This is a genomic window from Nocardioides sp. (assembly GCF_035481145.1).
In the GTDB taxonomy this organism is placed as follows: Bacteria; Actinomycetota; Actinomycetes; order Propionibacteriales; family Nocardioidaceae; genus Nocardioides.
In genome coordinates, this window is sequence record NZ_DATIHB010000081.1 from 1 (window position 1) to 16,916 (window position 16,916).

Genomic DNA, 16,916 nt, shown 5'->3' on the forward strand with positions numbered 1-16,916 from the left:
CGATTGCGTTCATGGCCCTCTCCCCCGTACGCCGCAGCGCCGGCTGCCTCGCCGGCCTCGCGCTCTCCGTGCTGCTGGTGACGGCGTGTGAGCCGCTGGGTGGGGCGGGTGCTGATGGGCCAGGCGCTGGTGGGTCGACGACGTCGTCGGGCCCCGCCTCCGCTGCTCCGTCTGGGGCGGCGTCTGGGTCGGGCGACGGGGCGGGCGATCTGGCGTCGTCCGCCGCTGCGGCTGCGAGCTCGATGGCCAACGATCCGTCGCCCGCCGCCTCGAAGCCGCCCTTGGGCACGGTGCCTCCGGCCTGGCTCGGCAAGCGGCCGCTGCCGGAGACGGCTGACGGGTTCGGCGTACGGCAGCCGACGCCGCCGGAGCTGCGCAATCGGCGCTTCACTCTGCCCGACACCGTGCCGATGCTGCCGGGCCGCGGCTTTCGATCGACTGTTGTCACGCCGGCGCCAGCAGCGGTCATCGCGCGGTCGACGTGGGAACCGGGCTGCCCGGTGGGGGTCGCGGACCTAGCGTGGATCCGGCTGACCTTTAGGGGCTTCGACGGCGCCCGCCACACCGGCGAGCTGCTCGTGAACCGCAGCGTCGCCGACGACATGGTCACCGTCTTCCAGGATCTCTGGGACCAGCGTTTTCCGCTCGAGGAGATGCGCGTGACGCGCCGCGACGAGCTCGATGCGCCACCGACCGGAGACGGCAACAACACCTCGGCGTTCGTCTGCCGGGTGACCGTCGGGTCGACGTCGTACAGCCAGCACGCCTACGGCCTGGCCGTCGACGTGAACGAGTTCCAGAACCCGTACATCAAGGGCGCCCTCCTCCTGCCCGAGCTCGCGGGTGCCTACCTGGATCGCGGGCGGGTTCGCCCCGGGATGCTCACGCCGGCCGCGATCGCGGCGTTCGGCAAGGTGGGGTGGGAGTGGGGCGGCAACTGGAACTCCCTGAAGGACCTCCACCACTTCTCCCGCAACAACAAGTAGGTGGGTGGGTAGACGTGCGTCGGGGCGCCGGAGCGAGGGGCCGGCTTCTTCATGAACGTTCATTAAGTCGCGGGGCGCGACTGCACTTCCGCAGGTGTGGGCGCCGGAGGCGGTGGTGGACACTCAATTTCGATTGAGGCGTGACCGCACCTCAATACGAGTTGAGCACCGGCTGGCCCTCGAGGACCTGCAGCGGCACCGGCGCACCTGCTCGGGTCACTGTGCCGTTCACCGGCTGCCACGCTCCCCCGCCGACGCGGAACTCGGCTGACCAGGTCACCTCGACACTCGGTCGGACGGTGCCGGTGTGCTCGTAGACGTGCGTCAGGTAACCGTCGATCTCCGGCTCGTCGCGATCCCACGCCTTGCCTGACCAGTCCGTCGTCTGACTGGTGCCGTCACCGTGGTGCCACAGGAAGCTGCTCGGCTCGATGCGCAGCGTGATCCGACGGCCCAGAAGCGTCAGGGTCCGGGTGAACGGCTCTGCCCTGGTGGAGAAGATCGTCTCGAGGCCGACGAGCGTCTTGCCCTTGGGTGGCTGGATGCTCAGCTGGGGCTCCGGCAGTGGCACCCGCCGGAACGCTTGCAGCACCTGCGCGGGAAGAGACGGCCTCGCGGCTTGTTCGGGCGTACAGGGCTCTCCCAAACTGAAGTCGCTGTTGACAGGGCTATAGCCGTAAGACGTCAACTCCCGATGGCCGGTCGGTGAGTCAGGATCTGGCTCACACGTGGTCACGGGCTGGCAAGAACCAACGGCCTCGCCGTTGCCACAAAGTGGAAGCTCCGCCGGAGCCGAGTCCGCGACGTCCTGCACTGCCCCGGAGCCCCCACCGTTCCCACTTACCTCGGCGACATTGTCGATTCCATGCCCCAGGAAGTCGCCGTCGCCGGGCGTCACATTGGTGCTCGGCGGCTCGGGCGGTTCGGTGGCAGCCGCGGAATCGACAGGGACGACCATCATCCACCAAAGCACTGCGGGAACGATCCGAGCTGACCGTCGACGCCTAGTCATCGATCCGCTCCAGACCGAAGAACCTGAATCCGGCCTCCCATCGGACGCCGGCAAAGAAGAGGGCCTCTTCCTGCGCTCGTCTGCTGGTCACGGCCCCACTGCCATCAACGACTCGCTGGGAAGCCTGAACGAGACGCACAGCGAGTCGATAGAGGGGCGGCTTCAGTCGCGGATCGGGCTCAATCGCCACGATCCGCCATCCGCCGCCTTCCAAATGACCACCCCCGGCGTAGATCGAGTCAATCTCAGAGGCGATCTTTGCGCAGGACTTGCACTCCTTCGTCGAGGCCCGAAGAAGCCCGGTCGTATCGCCCGTCTTCATCGCGTACGAAACTGAGCTGACCCAGTACCTCAGGAACGCCTTCGCGCCGACCGCGTCGTTCCGCGCAGCCAGCTCCGGCAACACCGGTGCAGCTGGGCCAGTGGCCGACGGAGTCGGCGAGGCCGCGGCCGACGACGTACTCGGCGCGGGCGACGGCGAATCGTCACCGCAGGCAGAGACACCCAAGGCAAGCGCACCCACCAGAGCGAGCGTTGTCAGTCGTTGCAGAGCCATGAGGGCCGTCCTTGGTTCCCGAGAAGCCGCGCCCGCAAGGACGAGCACGCAGGAGCACCGTATGCCGACCGGGCGACCTCGGGAAGTGCTCCTCCACAGCGCACCCTCCACCAGCGTCCCGATCAATTACTACTTATAGGTAGTAATTGGGCGAAGAACGTCGTAGCCTCGGTCCATGAACGACGCGTCCCTCTCCGCCGGCACCCCGACTGCCTGGTCCGAGCCCGAGCCCGATCCCGCCGCGCTGACGCACGGCGTGCACGACGCGGTGGGGCTCCTCTCCCCACCGATGGCGGCGCTGCTGCTGTTCGGGGCCTGGGCGCCGACGGCGTTCGTGTGGGCTCCGGCGTCGCCACTCGCGGCGGCGTTGACGGCGGCCGGGTTCGTCGCGGCGTCCGCCCTCGCCCTGCGGTCACGGGGAGGCGAGCGGCCGGCCGCGGACCTGACGTCGGTGGTCCTCCTGGTCGGGGTGCTCGGACTCGCCGTGACAACGGCCCTCCACCTCCGCGAGCTCGGGAAGATGGACCCACTCGGCCCGCTGACGATCAGTCGCGTGCTCGTGCTCGGCTGGGTCCCCGCCATGGTGGCCATCCCGATCGCCCTCCTGCTCTGCATCCGGACGTTGCGAGCCGCGGGCCTGCCGGAACGCGGCCGGTCAGGGCTGCTCCGCCTCGGCGGCTACCTCGCAGCCGCTCCCCTCCTCGCCGGGGCGCTCGTCGTCATGGCCTCCCCCGAGCGGGCCGGCCGGTGGGTGCCGTTCGAGGCGAGCACCCTCGACCTGCGAGCGCTCGCCGCGATCCATCTCGCCATCGGCGTCGGCATCGTCCACGGCGTACGACGGGCCGCGCCGCGCGACCTCGGCGCCGCGCTCACCGGCTTGGTCACGTACGTCGTGCTGGCGGCGGGCGCGCTGCTCCTCTTCCGCAACGAGGTCCACCTGGACGTGCGGAACGGCATCGTGCTCCTCGCCTGGCTCGGCCTGCTGGCGGGCGTCGCCGCGGCCGGCGTCCTGCTGCACCAGGTGGACAAGGACTTCCCCGAGGTCTTCGCGTCACCGACGTTCGAGCCGGCTGAGGACTACGGCTTCTACGGTCCGGGCAGTGTCACGTGGAAGGTCTGGAGCTACCCGACCAGCGTCACGATCGGCTTCCAGCGCGCGGTCGTCATCGAGGAGCTCGACCCCCACCTCGTCGCGGCGGTGACGAAGACCCACGGCATCTACGACTGCCCGCGGACCCGCTACGACCGCACCCTGCGCTACTTCGCGATGGTTGCCTTCGGCGACAGCCGCTCGACCGCCAAGGCCGCAGACGTGCTCGTCCGGATCCACGCCAAGGGCGTCGGCCTTGACCCCGTCACCGGCTCCCGCTACGACGCGAACGACCCGGAGTCCCAGCTCTGGATCCTGGTGACGGCCTGGCACTCGATCCTGATGGCGTACGAGCGCTACGGGCCTGGGCCGCTGACCCCGGAGGAGGAGGCGCAGTACTGGGCCGAGTGCGCCCGCGCCGCCGAGCTCCAGACCTGCGACCCCGCCCAGGTGCCGCGAACGCGCGACGACGTACGGGCCTACTTCGAGGCGATGCGGCCGCAGCTGGCCGGGTCGGAGTCGGCGAGGGCTGCCATGAACCACCTCCTGCAGGCCGAGGTCATGCTCCCGCGGATGTCGCCCCTGCTGCGGCCCGGGACGTTCGTGGTCACCCGGGTCCTGCGGCGCGGCACGCTCGCCACGATGCCGGCGTGGATGCGCGAGATGGCCGGGCTCCCGGTCAGCCCGCTCCTCGACGCAGCGGTCAGGCCGGTGCTGCGCGCGACGTTCTGGGCGGTCCGCCGCAGCACCGCCGTGCAGCTGATGCTGCTGCGGATCCTCTCGCCGATGACGCTGTCGCTGGCGGGCCCCGTCCTGCAGGAGCTCCCGGCCCTCTCGCCCCGGAGGATGACACCCCGCGAGGCCCAGGCGGAGTACGGCTTCGAGCCTCCTGCCCAGGCCCACGCTGACTTCCGCGCGACGCAGGTGCGCCGGGTCTTCACCGAGGGCACGGCACCGCAGGAGGACGGCCTCATCGAGTCGCAGCCGATCCTCGGCAGTCTCGACTGACGTCGACGCACGCCGACCGCACCGCGTTCAGCTGCCCGCGAGCCGCTTCAGCGCACCCCGCACCATCTGCGGGTCGACCGTCGGCCACATCGGCGGAAGTGAGGCACGGAGGAACCCGCCGTAACGGGCGGTGGCCAGGCGCGGGTCGAGGACGGCAACGACACCACGGTCGGAGGAGGTGCGAATCAGGCGGCCGGCGCCCTGCGCCATCAGGAGCGCGGCGTGGGTCGCGGCGACCGACATGAAGCCGTTCGCTCCGGCGCGGTCCGCCGCCTTCTGCCGGGCCGACATCAGCGGGTCGTCCGGGCGCGGAAAGGGGATCCGGTCGATGAGCACCAGCGTGCACGTGTCACCAGGGACGTCGAGGCCCTGCCACAGCGAGAGGGTGCCGAAGAGGACCGTGTGCGGGTCGGCGACGAACTGCTTTGCCAGCTCCGGCAGCTGCGCATCGCCCTGAGCAAGGCAGGTCAGGTGCGGCAGGCGCGTGCGGACCTCCTCGGCGGCAGCCTCCGCCGCGCGCTTCGAGGAGAAGAGCCCGAGCGTGCGCCCGTCGGCGGCGTCGATCAGCTCCACGATCTCGTCGAGCTGCGCCTTGACCAGGCCGTCGCGCCCGGGAGGCGGGAGGTGCCGGGCGACGTACAGCATCCCCTGCTTCGCATAGTCGAACGGCGAGCCGACGTCGAGGCCCCGCCACGGCTGCACGCCCTCGCCACGGCCCGGCGACTCGGCCTCGTCGGCGACCCGCTCGGTCGGCTTCAAGCCCACCGAAGAGGCGACCACGCCGAAGTCACCACCGAGCATCAAGGTGGCGGAGGTGAAGACCACCGTCTTGTCCGCGAGCAGCTTGTCGCGGATCTGGCCCCAGACCTGCAGCGGCGCCAGGCAGAGCTGGGGTCCGCCGTGCTGCGGGAGCCGGTCGTTGCGCCACAGCACATCGGAGTCGAGGTCGGCGGCCATCCGCTCGGCGACCGCGAGCACGTCGCCGACCATCGCCTTGGCCTGCGTCTTCCCCGCATCGGCGTCGTCGCCCGACTTCTCCTTCGGGAACGCCGAGACGCACGCGCGCGCCGCGTCACGGACCAGCGCGAGGGCGTCGGCCAGCTCGACGGGCATCCGCTCGATGCGCCCGGGGTGGAGCTCGGCGATCGCGTCGGAGAGCGCCTCGGCCGCGTCGAGCAGCTCGTCGGCCTCGCGTCCGTCGACCTGGCGGGCCGCACGCCGCCCGGCCCGCTCGACGTCACCGGGCGCCAGCTCCGACGAGGCCGCCTGCGTCACCCGGGCCACGAGCTCGTGGGCCTCGTCGATGACGACCGCGTCGTACTCCGGGATCATCGGAATGCCCTCGATCGCATCGATCGCGAGCAGGCTGTGGTTGGTGATGACGAGCTGTGACTGGGCAGCCTTCTCCTTCGCCTGCTCGGCGAAGCACTCCTCACCGAAAGCGCACTTGGCCTTGCCGAGGCACTCGCGCGCACTGACGCTGACCTGCCGCCAGACCCGCTCGGTGTGGCGCGGCGCGTTGTCGCGCTCGCCGCTGAGGCCGCGCTTGGCCTCGTCCTCGGCCCACTCGCGCAGCTCGACGACCTGCTTGCCCAGCTCACCCAGCGGCGCCTCGACCAGCACGCCCTGCTCGTCGGGCACACCCTCCCGGATGCGGTGCAGGCAGGCGTAGTTGGAGCGGCCCTTCAACACGGCGTACGACGTGTCGATGTCGCGGTGGTGGCCGATCGCGTCCATCAGCCGTGGCAGGTCGCGCTCGACGAGCTGGTGCTGCAGCGCGAGCGTCGCCGTCGCCACGACGACGCGGTCGCGGTGGAGCAGGGAGGGCACGAGGTAGCCGAGCGACTTGCCGGTGCCCGTGCCGGCCTGCACGAGCAGGTGCTCCTGCTCCTCCAGCGCCTGGCCGACGGCCTCGGCCATCGCGACCTGGCCGGGTCGCTCGACGCCTCCCAGCGCGCTCACGGCCTCCGCGAGGACCTCGCGGACACGGGACGGGGAAGCTTCAGGCACCGGAGCAGCCTAGACGGGCGGACCGACAGCCCCCGCCGTACGCCGTGGGCGTCCAGCGGGGGCTGTGGATGGGCCTCAGCTCAGGAGAGCGTCAGCGAGGTGTCATCGACGACGAACGACGTCTGCAGCGAGAAGTCCTCCGACTCGTTGAAGGAGAGTGTCACGGTCTGCCCGGCGTACGCCGAGAGGTCGAAGCTCCGCTCCACGTAGCCACCTCCCTTGTTGCGGTTGGAGTACGTCGCGAGCGTGGTGGTACCGACCTTCACGGCGAGCTTGTCGTACGCCGTCCACGTGCTCTCGGCGCTGTCGATGGCGAGCCAGAACTTCAGCGTCGCCTTGCAGCCGGCCGGGATGGTGACCTGCTGCGACAGCGTCTCGGTGGAGGTCCGGCCGTTGCCGCCGAGCCACGCCTTCCACGACCCGGTGCGGGCCGGCTTCGCGGTGCTGTTGCTGATGACACCGGCGGTCGCCGTCCACGGTGCCGCGGTGCCGGTCTCGAAGCCGGGGTTGCCGAGCTTCTGTCCGGTGCACGGGGTCGGTGCGGGGGCGACGTTCCAGGTGAAGGTCGCGGAACCAGAGGCACCGGTCGAGTCCTTCGCGGTGACGGTGGTGGCGACGGAGCCGGCGGTGGTCGGCGTACCGCTGACGAGACCGGTGGCCGCGTTGACGGTGAGGCCGGCGGGCAGCCCGGTCGCGCTCCAGGTGAGCGTCTCGCCAGCCGCCGAGTCGGTCGCCCGCAGCTGGAGCGACGTCGGCGTCCCGACCGTGGCCGCCTGGGTGCCCGGGGCCGTCACCGTGACGGTGTTGGCGGGCGGCGGGGTCGCCGATGTCGTGGCGGCGATCTGGTAGTTGCCGAGCGAGGCGTAGTCGCTGTACAGGCCTGCGACCAACGGGTCACCGCTGCCGATGCCGTCGACCTCCACCGTGTACGTCGCCCCGCCTGCGGGCAGGTTGCCCGTCCAGGTCGCGTCGAGACCGCTCGCCTGGCCGGTGGAGACCCGGGCGACCGCCGGGTCCACGGTCGCCACGACGGCTCCCGCTGCATCGCGCACGGTGAGCTTCACGTCCAGGTTCGGTACGCCGTCGGTCGGTGTGACGGAGATCGTGGTGCTGCCCGAGCCGGTGACCGTGAAGGCGTCGACGTCGTCGCGGCTGGTGATGACGCCGTTGACCGGCGTACCCGAGGCGAGCGCGGTCGCGGTGGCGGTGGTGCCGCCGTGGTCGTCCGCGCGCAGCGGTGCGCCGTTGGCGATGATCGCCAGGTCGTCCTGCTGCTGGTTCGCGCCGGAGTACTCGCCCTTCGACCACTGCGTCACCGGCTGGTAGTAGCCGACGCCCATGATCGGCGCCCAGGGAGCCGCGCCGCCGTAGTAGCCCTGCGTGGAGGTGCCGTCGTGGCTCAGTCCGAAGTTGTGTCCGACCTCGTGCGACGTGGCCTCGCCGACGCTCTTGCCGTCGGTGCCGACACCGTTGGTGAAGACCCACGCCGGCTGGTAGTAGCCGTGGTTGTTGCCGGTCGTCGAGAAGACGTTGATGTAGGCGACGCCGCCACAGCCACAGCTGTCGTAGACGGGGCCGCCCTTGGTGATCAGCGCGCGGGTGCCGAAGACCTGGTCGGCCGCGTCGGTGCGATCGATCGCTGCAGCGCCCGGGTCGTGCGTGGTGACGTTGACGTCGAACGGCGCGTAGTCCTCGGCAACCGTCTGCCAGACCCGCTGGATCTGGGTCAGCTCGGCGTCGGAGAAGTTCGTGTCGACGGTCGCGTCGATCGAGTACGGCGTGGCGACGATCTCCGCGCCGTACTTCTGGTTCCACGCGGTGCCGGTGACGGTGTCTCCGGTGAAGTCGAGGTAGATCGTGCGGTTGGAGCCGGGCTTCGATGCCAGGTCGAAGGTCTCCGCGAGCGGCCGGGGCGCGGTCGCCGTGGGCAGCGCTGCCGCGGCCGCTGCCGGTGCCTTCTCCTCGACCATGAAGCGCATGCCGCAGGAGTCGAGCCAGAGGTGACTGTCCTTGGCTTCGCGGGTCAGCTGGGCCACCGTCAGCCGGTTGGCCGCGGCCGCCTTGCGTAGCGCAGCGGCGTCGCGCCGGGCGACCGCCGCGGCGGGCTGCGCGCGGTCGAGGACCTTCTCCGCGCAGCCGGCGCGCGCAGAGGCCCCGTTGGTGCTGGCGGCCGATGCGCCACCTGTGGACAGCTGAACGGCCGAGGCTGCGGTGGTGACCGCGAGCAACGACCCCACGGCGAGACGCCGTGCGAGTGCAGACATGGTGAACCCTCCCGATACGGGGCGGGCCCCTCTGGTCCGCCCTCAGGGCGTCACCGGAGATCTCCCCGTCTCCCGAGACGCAGGGCAATTCCTACCGATGCGAAGCATTCGGGGGCAATAGCCCTTTCGGGCTCCTCCTCGTCTCAGAACTCGACGGTCGGTGCCGCGTCCTGGCCTGCGGGGGCGTCGTAGAAGTCGCGCTTCGAGACGCCGGTGACGCCGGCGAAGAGGTTCCACGGGATGGTGGCGATCGAGGTGTTGAGCCGGGCCGCGGCGTCGTTGTAGTACTGCCGGGCGAAGGCGAGCTTGTCCTCGGTGCCGGAGAGCTCGGCCTGGAGCTGCTGGAAGTTCTGGTCGGCCTTGAGGTCGGGGTAGGCCTCGACCGTCACCATGAGCCGCCCCAGGGCCTGACCGAGGAGCGCGTCCGCGGCCGACTTCTCCGCGACGGTGCCGCTCGCGGCGGCCTGCTGGACGCCGGCACGCGCGCGGGTGACCTCCTCGAGGACGCCCTTCTCGTGCGCGGCGTAGCCCTTGACGGTGTTGACCAGGTTGGGGATCAGGTCCGCGCGACGGGTCAGCTGCACGTCGATGCCGCCGAGCGCCTCGTCGACTGCGACGTTCTGCGAGCGGAGTCTGTTGAAGCCGACGACGAAGAAGGCGAGCAGCGCCAGCACGACGACGAGCGCGATGATGCCGTAGATCATGGGTCCCCCTGGGATGGATGTGGGTCTGTTCTACCAGTCCGGTGTGGCACGCGGCTGGCTCACCACGAGCCGCCACCTCCACCGCCGCCACCGAAGCCGCCACCCCCGCCGAAGCCACCGCCGCCGCCACTGCCCGAGCTGGCCTGACTGGCCTCGTAGGCGCTGATCGACGAGGTGAGCGCGGAATCGAAGCTGTCGAAGGAGCCCGACCCGAAGCTGCCGCTGCTGCCAGCGGCGTAGCCCCCGCCGTACCACAGCGGCACGGGCGCGACCTCGCCCACGGCTGCTTCGTACTTGCGGGCCCAGGCTGCCGCGCAGCCGAAGGCCACGGCGTAGGGGACGTAGGCCGTGTAGAGGTCCTTGCGGGCCGCGAAGTCGAAGCGAGACTCGGCCGAGTCGGTGCTCAGCATCCGCCGGAAGCCGCCGGCGCGCGACCAGATCTCGCGGCCCTGTGCGGTGCGGTGGGTCGAGCTCTCGGTCCGGACGACGCCGATGACGCCGATCACGAAGCCCGCGAAGGGCCAGGCCAGCAGCCCGAAGAGGTGGGGGCTCAGCCAACCGAGGAGGAGGGTGCCCAGCACCGCTCCACCCAGCAGGAGGCGCGGCAGCAGCACGTGATCGGTCATCGACAGGTTGCCGGAGTCGATCGCCCATCGGCGGGCCCGGCCGGGGAGGGCGCTGATGAGGCCGGCGAGCTCGCGGCCGGCGCTCTTGTGCCGGTCGACGTCGAACCGACCGCCGACCTCGTCGATGCCGAGGTCGGAGCCGACCAGCTGCGAGAGCTCGTCGAGCTGTGCCCACTCTCCCTTCGGCTTGGCGCCGATGACGGTCCAGGAGTTGTCCTCGTGGTGCTCCATCGTCACGAACCCGCGCTCGCCGAGGTGGAGCAGCGTCGCCGAGAGCGCGGCGGGAGGCACCCGCTCGGTCGCGATGTACGCCGTCTGGATCGGCCCGAGCCCGGCCGGCGGCTCGAAGAGCACCGGGAAGCCGGGCGCAGGCTCTCGCGTGCCCCGCTCGAGGAGCCGGCCGATCACGACCGCGGCGAGGCCGGCCAGCAGCAGGACCACGGCGAGGGGCAGGTTGCGACCGAGCACCGGGTCCCAGAAGGCGGTCCAGGGCAGCGTGTCGCCTGCGGCGGGCGTGACGTCGAGCCGTGTGCTGAAGGTGACCGGCGTGCCGGAGACGAGCGCGCCGGTGGAGACCCGGACCTTGTCGCCGTCCGCGACGAGCGTGCAGCCCACGAGCGCCACGTCGCAGCGCGCGTCGTGGGCCTCACCCGGCAGGTCCACGGTGACCTCGGCCCTGGTGATCGGCATGGACCACGTCGGGACGACGTCCCAGATCAGCTCGGAGCCCCGCGGCTCACCGGTCCAGCTCCCGCGGACCGTGCGCTCGCCGGGCTCACGCAGCACACCGTCGACGCGGTAGCGGATCACGTAGGTGTGGGTGCCCGCCGAGAGGTACTCCCCCGCGTCGCCGATCTTCGCGACCCGGTATCTCCGGCCCGACTCCCAGCTCAGGTCGACCTGTGCCGGCTTGCCGTCCTGCGTGACCTCGATGCCCTCCGGGAGAGCGCGTCGGTGGGGGCCCGCGCCGTCAGAGACGTCCCAGAACCGGAAGATGCCGTGCCGGTAGTCCGGCATGTCGACGGTCACCGTCTCGACCGCTTCGAGGCGCCCTGACTCGTCGACGGTCAGGTCGGCGTCGTAGGACGTGATGGTCGCCGGGTCGTAGCCCGCGGCACCGTCACCTCCGCTCGCCTTGATGAGCGGATAGGCGACGACCGCGATGAACGCGACCACACACGCCAGCACCGTCAGGAGGGCGGTCGAGGCAGCCACGACCTTCTGTGCCCGCACGACCTTCGACCCCCGCATGGTCGCGAGCATAGCCACGCCCGCCGACGGCCGGGGGCGGCTGTGCACAGCCCTCTCCGACACGACGTAGCGCGCTCAGAGCAGCGCCGCGACCGCCTGGCCGAACTCCTCGTGCCCCTCCGCCGTCGGGTGCAGCCGGTCGCGGAGGTAGGGCACCTGCACGTGGACCATCGACAGGTAGAGGACGCCTGCACGCGCCGCCTCGTCGGCGAGCACCCCGTCCACCCGTGGTACGCCGGCGGCGCGACGCGGTGCCGCGACCGGGCCGACGATCACGATGTCGCGAGCGGGGACCCCGCGTGCCTCGAGGCGGGCGAGCACGCGGCGTACGCCGGACCGGATGGCGGCAACTGGCTGGTCGGTCTCGTTGAGGCCGCCCTGGAGGACGACGAGGTCCGGGCGGGCGCCGGCGCGCTGGAGGGCCTGGTCGACCCGGTCGGCATACGCGCGTCCGACGCACGGCGAGGCGTCGACCGAGAAGCCCGAGCCGGAGAACCCGTCGACGTGCACCCGGCCGTCGAGCTGCGCGGGCCACGAGTCCGCGGGCCGCTCGAGGCCCCGACCGGCCGACCACGAGTCGCCCATGACGAGCACGCGGTCACCACTCCCCGTGACGTCGGCGGCACGCTGCAGACGGGCAGCGGCGAGGCGCTCGCAGCGCCGCTCCAGCCTGTCGTTCGACCACGCGGCACCGGTCACCACGACGACACCGACGAGTGCTGCCAGCAGTGCGGCGAGGACGACGAGGAGGCGTCGCTGCCGACGACCACACATGCGCCCCACGAGTCCCACGCGGACATGGTGCGGTCAGGACCGCTCCCCGCGCAGGAGAACGCCAGAACTCGTCAACCAGGAGTCAGACGGCGTACGCCGCGAGCTCGCCCGCGAGGTCCTCGTTGGCGCGGCCGGTGACCAGCGTGCCGTCGGCGGTGTGCTCGAGGGTCGCGATCTCGCCGGCCCGGTGGATCCGGTCGACGAGGTCACCGCGGGAGTACGGCAGCAGCACCGAGAACTCCACCCCCGGGCGGGGCAGCTCCGACTCGACCTGCGCGAGCGCGTCGGCGATGCCGGCGCCCGTCCTGGCCGAGACGACGACGGAGTGCGGCTCGCGGCGGAGCAGCCGGTCGATCACGAGCGGGTCGGCCGCGTCGGCCTTGTTGATCACGATCAGCTCGGGGACGCCGGTCGCCTCGATCTCGGCGAAGACCTCGCGCACCGACGCGATCTGACCCTCGGGATCGGGGTGCGAGCCGTCGACGACGTGGAGGATCAGGTCGGCGTCCGCGACCTCCTCCAGCGTCGAGCGGAACGCCTCGACCAGCTGGTGCGGCAGGTGCCGGACGAAGCCGACGGTGTCGGACATCGTGTACTCGCGACCGTCCGCCGTCGTCGTACGCCGCGTGGTGGGGTCGAGCGTCGCGAAGAGCGCGTTCTCGACGAGGACGCCGGCGTCGGTCAGCTTGTTGAGCAGCGAGGACTTGCCCGCGTTGGTGTAGCCGGCGATGACGACCGACGGCACCGCGTGGCGCTTGCGGTTGGCCCGCTTGGTCTCGCGGGTCCCCTTCATCTCCTTGAGCTCGCGGCGGAGCTTGGCGATCTTGTCGTTGATCCGGCGGCGGTCGGACTCGATCTTGGTCTCACCGGGGCCACGGCCACCGATGCCCTCACCGCCCGCGACCCGGCCACCGGCCTGGCGCGAGAGGTTGCCACCCCAACCACGCAGGCGCTGCTTCATGTACTGCAGCTGGGCCAGCTCGACCTGCGCCTGGCCCTCCTTCGACTTCGCGTGCTGGGCGAAGATGTCGAGGATCAGCGCGGTACGGTCGACGACCTTGACCTTGATCTTGTCCTCGAGGTTGCGGAGCTGGGAGGGGGCGAGCTCGCCGTCCATGATCACGGTGTCGGCACCGTTGGCCTCGACCATCTCCCGCACGGCGTCGACCTTGCCGCGGCCGATGTACGTCGCCGGGTCCGGCTTCTGCCGCCGCTGGTAGATCGCGTCGAGCACCTCCGCACCCGCGGTCTCGGCGAGCAGCGCGAGCTCGGCCATCGCGTTCTCGGCGTCCTGCTCGGTGCCCTCGGTCCAGACCCCGACGAGCATGACCCGCTCGAGCCGGAGCTGACGGTACTCGACCTCGGTGATGTCCTCGAGCTCGGTGCGCAGCCCCGCGACCCGGCGCAGCGCGTGCCGCGCGGCGAGGTCGACCTCGCCGACGGTCTCCTCGGGGTCGCCCTCGCGGAGCCAGCCGTCGGTCTCCGGGTCGTACGCCGGAGCGTCGTCGTCGGCGTACCCGGACTCGTAGTCGTCGCCCCACCCTTCGGTGGCGGCGAGGGCTCCGCTGAGGTCGACGGGCTCGGGTCCGGTGGCGTGTGCGTTGCTCATACGCCATCCAGCCTAGGCCGCGGGTGGGTCCGGGCACGAACCCTTATCGGCTCAGAGGGTGGTGGTGCCCTCGGCGACGATCACGGCGGGGCCCGCGAGCAGCACGCGACCCTCCGGAGTCCAGGTCAGCGTCAGCTCACCACCGGGTACGTCGACGCGGTAGGTCACCGGCTCGCTGGCGGGCTGTGCGCCGGCCAGGGCCCCGGACAGCGCCCCCGGTCGGGCACCGTCGGCGATCGCCGTCGCGACGAGCACCGCACACGCGCCGGTGCCGCAGGAGCGGGTCTCCCCCGCGCCCCGCTCGTGCACGCGCATCGCGACGTGGCGCTCCCCGACCCGGACCACGAACTCGATGTTGACGCCGTGCGGGTAGACGCTGTGGTCGTAGCCGGGCTCCTCGAACAGGCGGCCCGCCTCGGCGAGGTCATCGAGGAACGCCACCGCGTGCGGGTTGCCCATGTCGACGTTGGTCGCCGGCCAGCCCTGGTGGCCGATGGTGACGGTCGAGCTCGGGCCGAGTGTCGGCGTACCCATGTCGGTGGTGAAGGTGTCGCCGTCGCGGGTGACGGTCCTGATGCCCGCCCGCGTGGCGATGCGCACCGGCTCGTCGGTCGGCACGAGCCCCTCGTCGAGGAGGTGGCGGGCGAAGACGCGGGTGGCGTTGCCGCACATCTCGGCGACCGAGCCGTCGGCGTTGCGGTAGTCCATGAACCACGCGGCATCCTGCTCCGCGACGGCCGGCTCGTGCAGCGCGAGCGCCTCCGTGCGGATCACACGGACGACGCCGTCGGCACCGATGCCGGCGCGGCGGTCGCACAGCGCGGCGACGCGCTCGGGTGCCAGAGCACCGTGGATCGTGCCGTCGTGGTCAGGCAGCAGGACGAAGTCGTTCTCCGTGCCGTGGCCCTTGAGGAACCGGTATCCGCTCACCCCCTCATCGTCCCATGCAGCGCCAGCCGGTTTCAGCCGCCGCCATCCGTCGCGACGGCATACCTCGCGCAGACGAAGTCGCGGTTGCGGGCCACCTCGAGCAGCTCGAGCTCGACCCTCCGCGGCAGCAGTGGCGAACCGGCCCCGAGCGTGACCGGCGCGAACTGCACCCACACCTCGTCGAGGAGCTGCGCGTCGAAGAACTGCCCGACGAGGTCGCCCCCGCCGACCAGCCAGACGTTGCGCTCCCCCGCTGCCTCGCGCGCGGCCCGGTGCACCTCGGTCACCGGGGCGTCGGTGAACGTGATGTCGCCGGGCGGCTCGCCGAAGTCACGGTGGGTGAGCACCCACGTCGGCTGCTGATAGGGCCACTGTCCGGCCATCTCCTCGTCGAGGTGGTCGAGGACCCACTGGTAGGTGCTCGACCCCATCACCAGCGCACCCACGTCGCGCACGAACCCCTCGTAGTGCATCGGCCCCTCGGGGTCGATGTCGCGACTGGTCAGCCAGGAGAGGTCGTGGTCGGGGGTCGCGAGGAAGCCGTCGAGACTCGATCCGGTGTAGTACTGCGTCGCCATGGCACCAACCTGCCACGGCCCACCGACAGGCCGTCTAGCCTTCTCCCCGTGGAGAAGGACCCGCCGGCCCCGGAGCCCGAGCCCGCTCTCATGGCGGAGCTGGTGAACGACGTGGTGGACGAGCTCCTCGCCGATGTCGCCGCGCGCCGCAACCACCGCGTGGTCCTCGCCCGGCTACGGCAGGTGCGCGCGTTTCTCGATGCCGCCTCCTTCGCGCTGGTGCAGGGGCGGGTCGACGCGCTCCTGGCAGGCGACACCGTCACGATCCACGGCTACAACCCGCGCCTCGACACGCTCGAGGTCGACCAGTGGGCGCGGCTCGCGGAGCTGGGCAGCGAGCTCGAACGCCGCGGGCTGACCTGGTTCGTCGTCTCCGGCACGCTCCTCGGCATCGTCCGCCACGACGGCTTCGTCCCGACCGACGACGACCTCGACATCGCCGTCCTGCTCGACGCAGGTGACGATGACGAGGCCGCCGCGGCGTGGCTCGACGTACGCGCCCTGCTCGCCGACCTGCTGCGGAAGCAGGAGCACGAGCGCGGTGCGGAGTTCGACCTCGACGGGCCCACCATCGACCTCTTTCCGGCCTGGGTCTCCACCGACGACCGGCTCCACGTCTGGCCGTGGTGTCGCGGCGAGGCCCCGGCGTCCGCCCTGCTGCCCCTCGCGATCCGCGAGGTGGGTGGCGTGAAGCTCCCCCTGCCCGCCGACCCGATCACGCTCCTCGCCGTCAACTACGGCGACTGGGAGACACCCGACCCGCTCTTCGCCTTCGACTGGCCGCGCGCGCATGAGCGTTTCGCTGGCTGGAAGGCGGGCCTGCCCTCCGGCTGACGGAGGTCGGCGGCCGGGCGGGAGGTCGACTGCCCCGGCACTTGAGTCTTGGAGCGAGGAACGAGCGGAAAGATCTCAGCCGGGCGCAGGCGAGCCTTCCGCGCGGTCGCAGGCCTCCACGACGCGGTCGGCCAGGTCGGGCGCATCCCAGTCGAACCACTGGATTCGGGGGTCACGCGCGGTCCACTGCTCCTGCCGACGGGCGAAGCGGCGGGTCGCGATGACGATCCGCTCCTTGCACTCCGCCTCGGTCAGCTCGCCCTTGATGAACGCGACCGTCTCCGGGTAGCCGATCGCCTTGATCGCCGTCTTCGTGTCCTCGAGCCCCCGCGCCATCAGCGCCTCGACCTCGGCGACCAGGCCCTGCTCCCACATCAGCTCGACGCGCAGCGCGATCCGCTCGTGGAGGGTGGGGCGGTCGATCCGCAGGCCGACCTGCAGCGCGCCGGGCACGGCGTACTCCAGGGTGGGGAGGGTGGCGCTGAACGGTTGCCCCGTCAGCTCGATGACCTCGAGCGCGCGCACGATCCGGCGGCCGTTCGCCGGGATGATCCGCGCCGCCGCCTCGGCGTCCACCGCGGTCAGCCGCCGGTGCATCGCCTCGGGACCTACCGTGGCGAGCTCCTCCTCGAGCTGGTGCCGCACCGCCGGGTCGGTCCCGGGGAACTCGAAGCGGTCGAGGAT

13 protein-coding genes and 1 pseudogene are annotated in these 16,916 nt (G+C 71.4%); 3 read left to right on the top strand and 11 right to left on the bottom strand.

Annotated features, from left to right (window positions below):
- On the top strand, window positions 1-986 hold a 986-nt coding region (locus tag VLF38_RS07035; protein ID WP_325270567.1), incomplete at its 5' end, for a M15 family metallopeptidase.
- Window positions 987-1,137: 151 nt separating this feature from the next.
- Here the strand turns inward: VLF38_RS07035 and VLF38_RS07040 are convergent.
- Both VLF38_RS07040 and VLF38_RS07045 read right to left on the bottom strand, forming a co-directional pair.
- Window positions 1,138-1,557, bottom strand: a complete 420-nt coding sequence (locus VLF38_RS07040; protein WP_325270568.1) for a hypothetical protein — start codon at window positions 1,555-1,557, stop codon at window positions 1,138-1,140.
- 433 nt (window positions 1,558-1,990) lie between these two features.
- Window positions 1,991-2,554 carry a DUF6318 family protein gene (locus tag VLF38_RS07045; RefSeq protein WP_325270569.1) on the bottom strand — a complete coding sequence of 188 codons (564 nt, stop codon included), beginning with the start codon at window positions 2,552-2,554 and terminating at the stop codon, window positions 1,991-1,993.
- A gap of 175 nt (window positions 2,555-2,729) precedes the next feature.
- Between VLF38_RS07045 and VLF38_RS07050 the strand changes: the two genes are divergently transcribed.
- Window positions 2,730-4,652, top strand: a complete 1,923-nt coding sequence (locus tag VLF38_RS07050; protein ID WP_325270570.1) for an oxygenase MpaB family protein — start codon at window positions 2,730-2,732, stop codon at window positions 4,650-4,652.
- A 27-nt stretch (window positions 4,653-4,679) separates the two neighbouring features.
- On the opposite strand, the gene VLF38_RS07055 is transcribed toward VLF38_RS07050, so the two are convergent.
- The 8 genes from VLF38_RS07055 to VLF38_RS07090 form a co-directional block, all read right to left on the bottom strand.
- Complete coding sequence (locus VLF38_RS07055; protein WP_414689371.1) at window positions 4,680-6,662, bottom strand: ATP-dependent DNA helicase; 1,983 nt, start codon at window positions 6,660-6,662, stop codon at window positions 4,680-4,682.
- 80 nt (window positions 6,663-6,742) lie between these two features.
- Window positions 6,743-8,926, bottom strand: coding sequence for a putative Ig domain-containing protein (locus VLF38_RS07060; RefSeq protein ID WP_325270571.1), 2,184 nt, complete (start codon window positions 8,924-8,926; stop codon window positions 6,743-6,745).
- A gap of 143 nt (window positions 8,927-9,069) precedes the next feature.
- Window positions 9,070-9,630: a LemA family protein gene (locus VLF38_RS07065; RefSeq protein ID WP_325270572.1), complete on the bottom strand. Its 561-nt coding sequence runs from the start codon at window positions 9,628-9,630 to the stop codon at window positions 9,070-9,072.
- Window positions 9,631-9,689: 59 nt separating this feature from the next.
- Window positions 9,690-11,507, bottom strand: coding sequence for a DUF2207 domain-containing protein (locus VLF38_RS07070; protein WP_325270573.1), 1,818 nt, complete (start codon window positions 11,505-11,507; stop codon window positions 9,690-9,692).
- 75 nt (window positions 11,508-11,582) lie between these two features.
- Window positions 11,583-12,299, bottom strand: coding sequence for an SGNH/GDSL hydrolase family protein (locus VLF38_RS07075; RefSeq protein WP_325270574.1), 717 nt, complete (start codon window positions 12,297-12,299; stop codon window positions 11,583-11,585).
- A gap of 64 nt (window positions 12,300-12,363) precedes the next feature.
- Window positions 12,364-13,890 carry a GTPase HflX gene (hflX, locus tag VLF38_RS07080; protein ID WP_325270575.1) on the bottom strand — a complete coding sequence of 509 codons (1,527 nt, stop codon included), beginning with the start codon at window positions 13,888-13,890 and terminating at the stop codon, window positions 12,364-12,366.
- Window positions 13,891-13,941: 51 nt separating this feature from the next.
- Window positions 13,942-14,820 (bottom strand): diaminopimelate epimerase, encoded by an 879-nt coding sequence (dapF, locus tag VLF38_RS07085; RefSeq protein ID WP_325270576.1) that lies wholly within the window; start codon window positions 14,818-14,820, stop codon window positions 13,942-13,944.
- A gap of 32 nt (window positions 14,821-14,852) precedes the next feature.
- Window positions 14,853-15,398 carry a dihydrofolate reductase family protein gene (locus VLF38_RS07090; protein ID WP_325270577.1) on the bottom strand — a complete coding sequence of 182 codons (546 nt, stop codon included), beginning with the start codon at window positions 15,396-15,398 and terminating at the stop codon, window positions 14,853-14,855.
- Window positions 15,399-15,446: 48 nt separating this feature from the next.
- Here VLF38_RS07090 and VLF38_RS07095 point away from each other — a divergent pair, with 48 nt between their 5' ends.
- Window positions 15,447-16,232 carry a LicD family protein gene (locus VLF38_RS07095; protein WP_325270578.1) on the top strand — a complete coding sequence of 262 codons (786 nt, stop codon included), beginning with the start codon at window positions 15,447-15,449 and terminating at the stop codon, window positions 16,230-16,232.
- Between the two features lie 75 nt (window positions 16,233-16,307).
- On the opposite strand, the pseudogene VLF38_RS07100 reads toward VLF38_RS07095, so the two are convergent.
- Window positions 16,308-16,916, bottom strand: a pseudogene (locus VLF38_RS07100) (tRNA dimethylallyltransferase); the annotation flags it as partial.

Excerpts from the sequence above, each read along its gene's own strand:
- VLF38_RS07045 (WP_325270569.1), bottom strand. The coding sequence starts at position 2,554 with ATGGCTCTGCAACGACTGACAACGCTCGCTCTGGTGGGTGCGCTTGCC.
- VLF38_RS07050 (WP_325270570.1), top strand. The coding sequence starts at position 2,730 with ATGAACGACGCGTCCCTCTCCGCCGGCACCCCGACTGCCTGGTCCGAG.
- VLF38_RS07060 (WP_325270571.1), bottom strand. The coding sequence starts at position 8,926 with ATGTCTGCACTCGCACGGCGTCTCGCCGTGGGGTCGTTGCTCGCGGTC.
- VLF38_RS07065 (WP_325270572.1), bottom strand. The coding sequence starts at position 9,630 with ATGATCTACGGCATCATCGCGCTCGTCGTCGTGCTGGCGCTGCTCGCC.
- VLF38_RS07070 (WP_325270573.1), bottom strand. The coding sequence starts at position 11,507 with ATGCGGGGGTCGAAGGTCGTGCGGGCACAGAAGGTCGTGGCTGCCTCG.
- hflX (WP_325270575.1), bottom strand. The coding sequence starts at position 13,890 with ATGAGCAACGCACACGCCACCGGACCCGAGCCCGTCGACCTCAGCGGA.
- VLF38_RS07090 (WP_325270577.1), bottom strand. The coding sequence starts at position 15,398 with ATGGCGACGCAGTACTACACCGGATCGAGTCTCGACGGCTTCCTCGCG.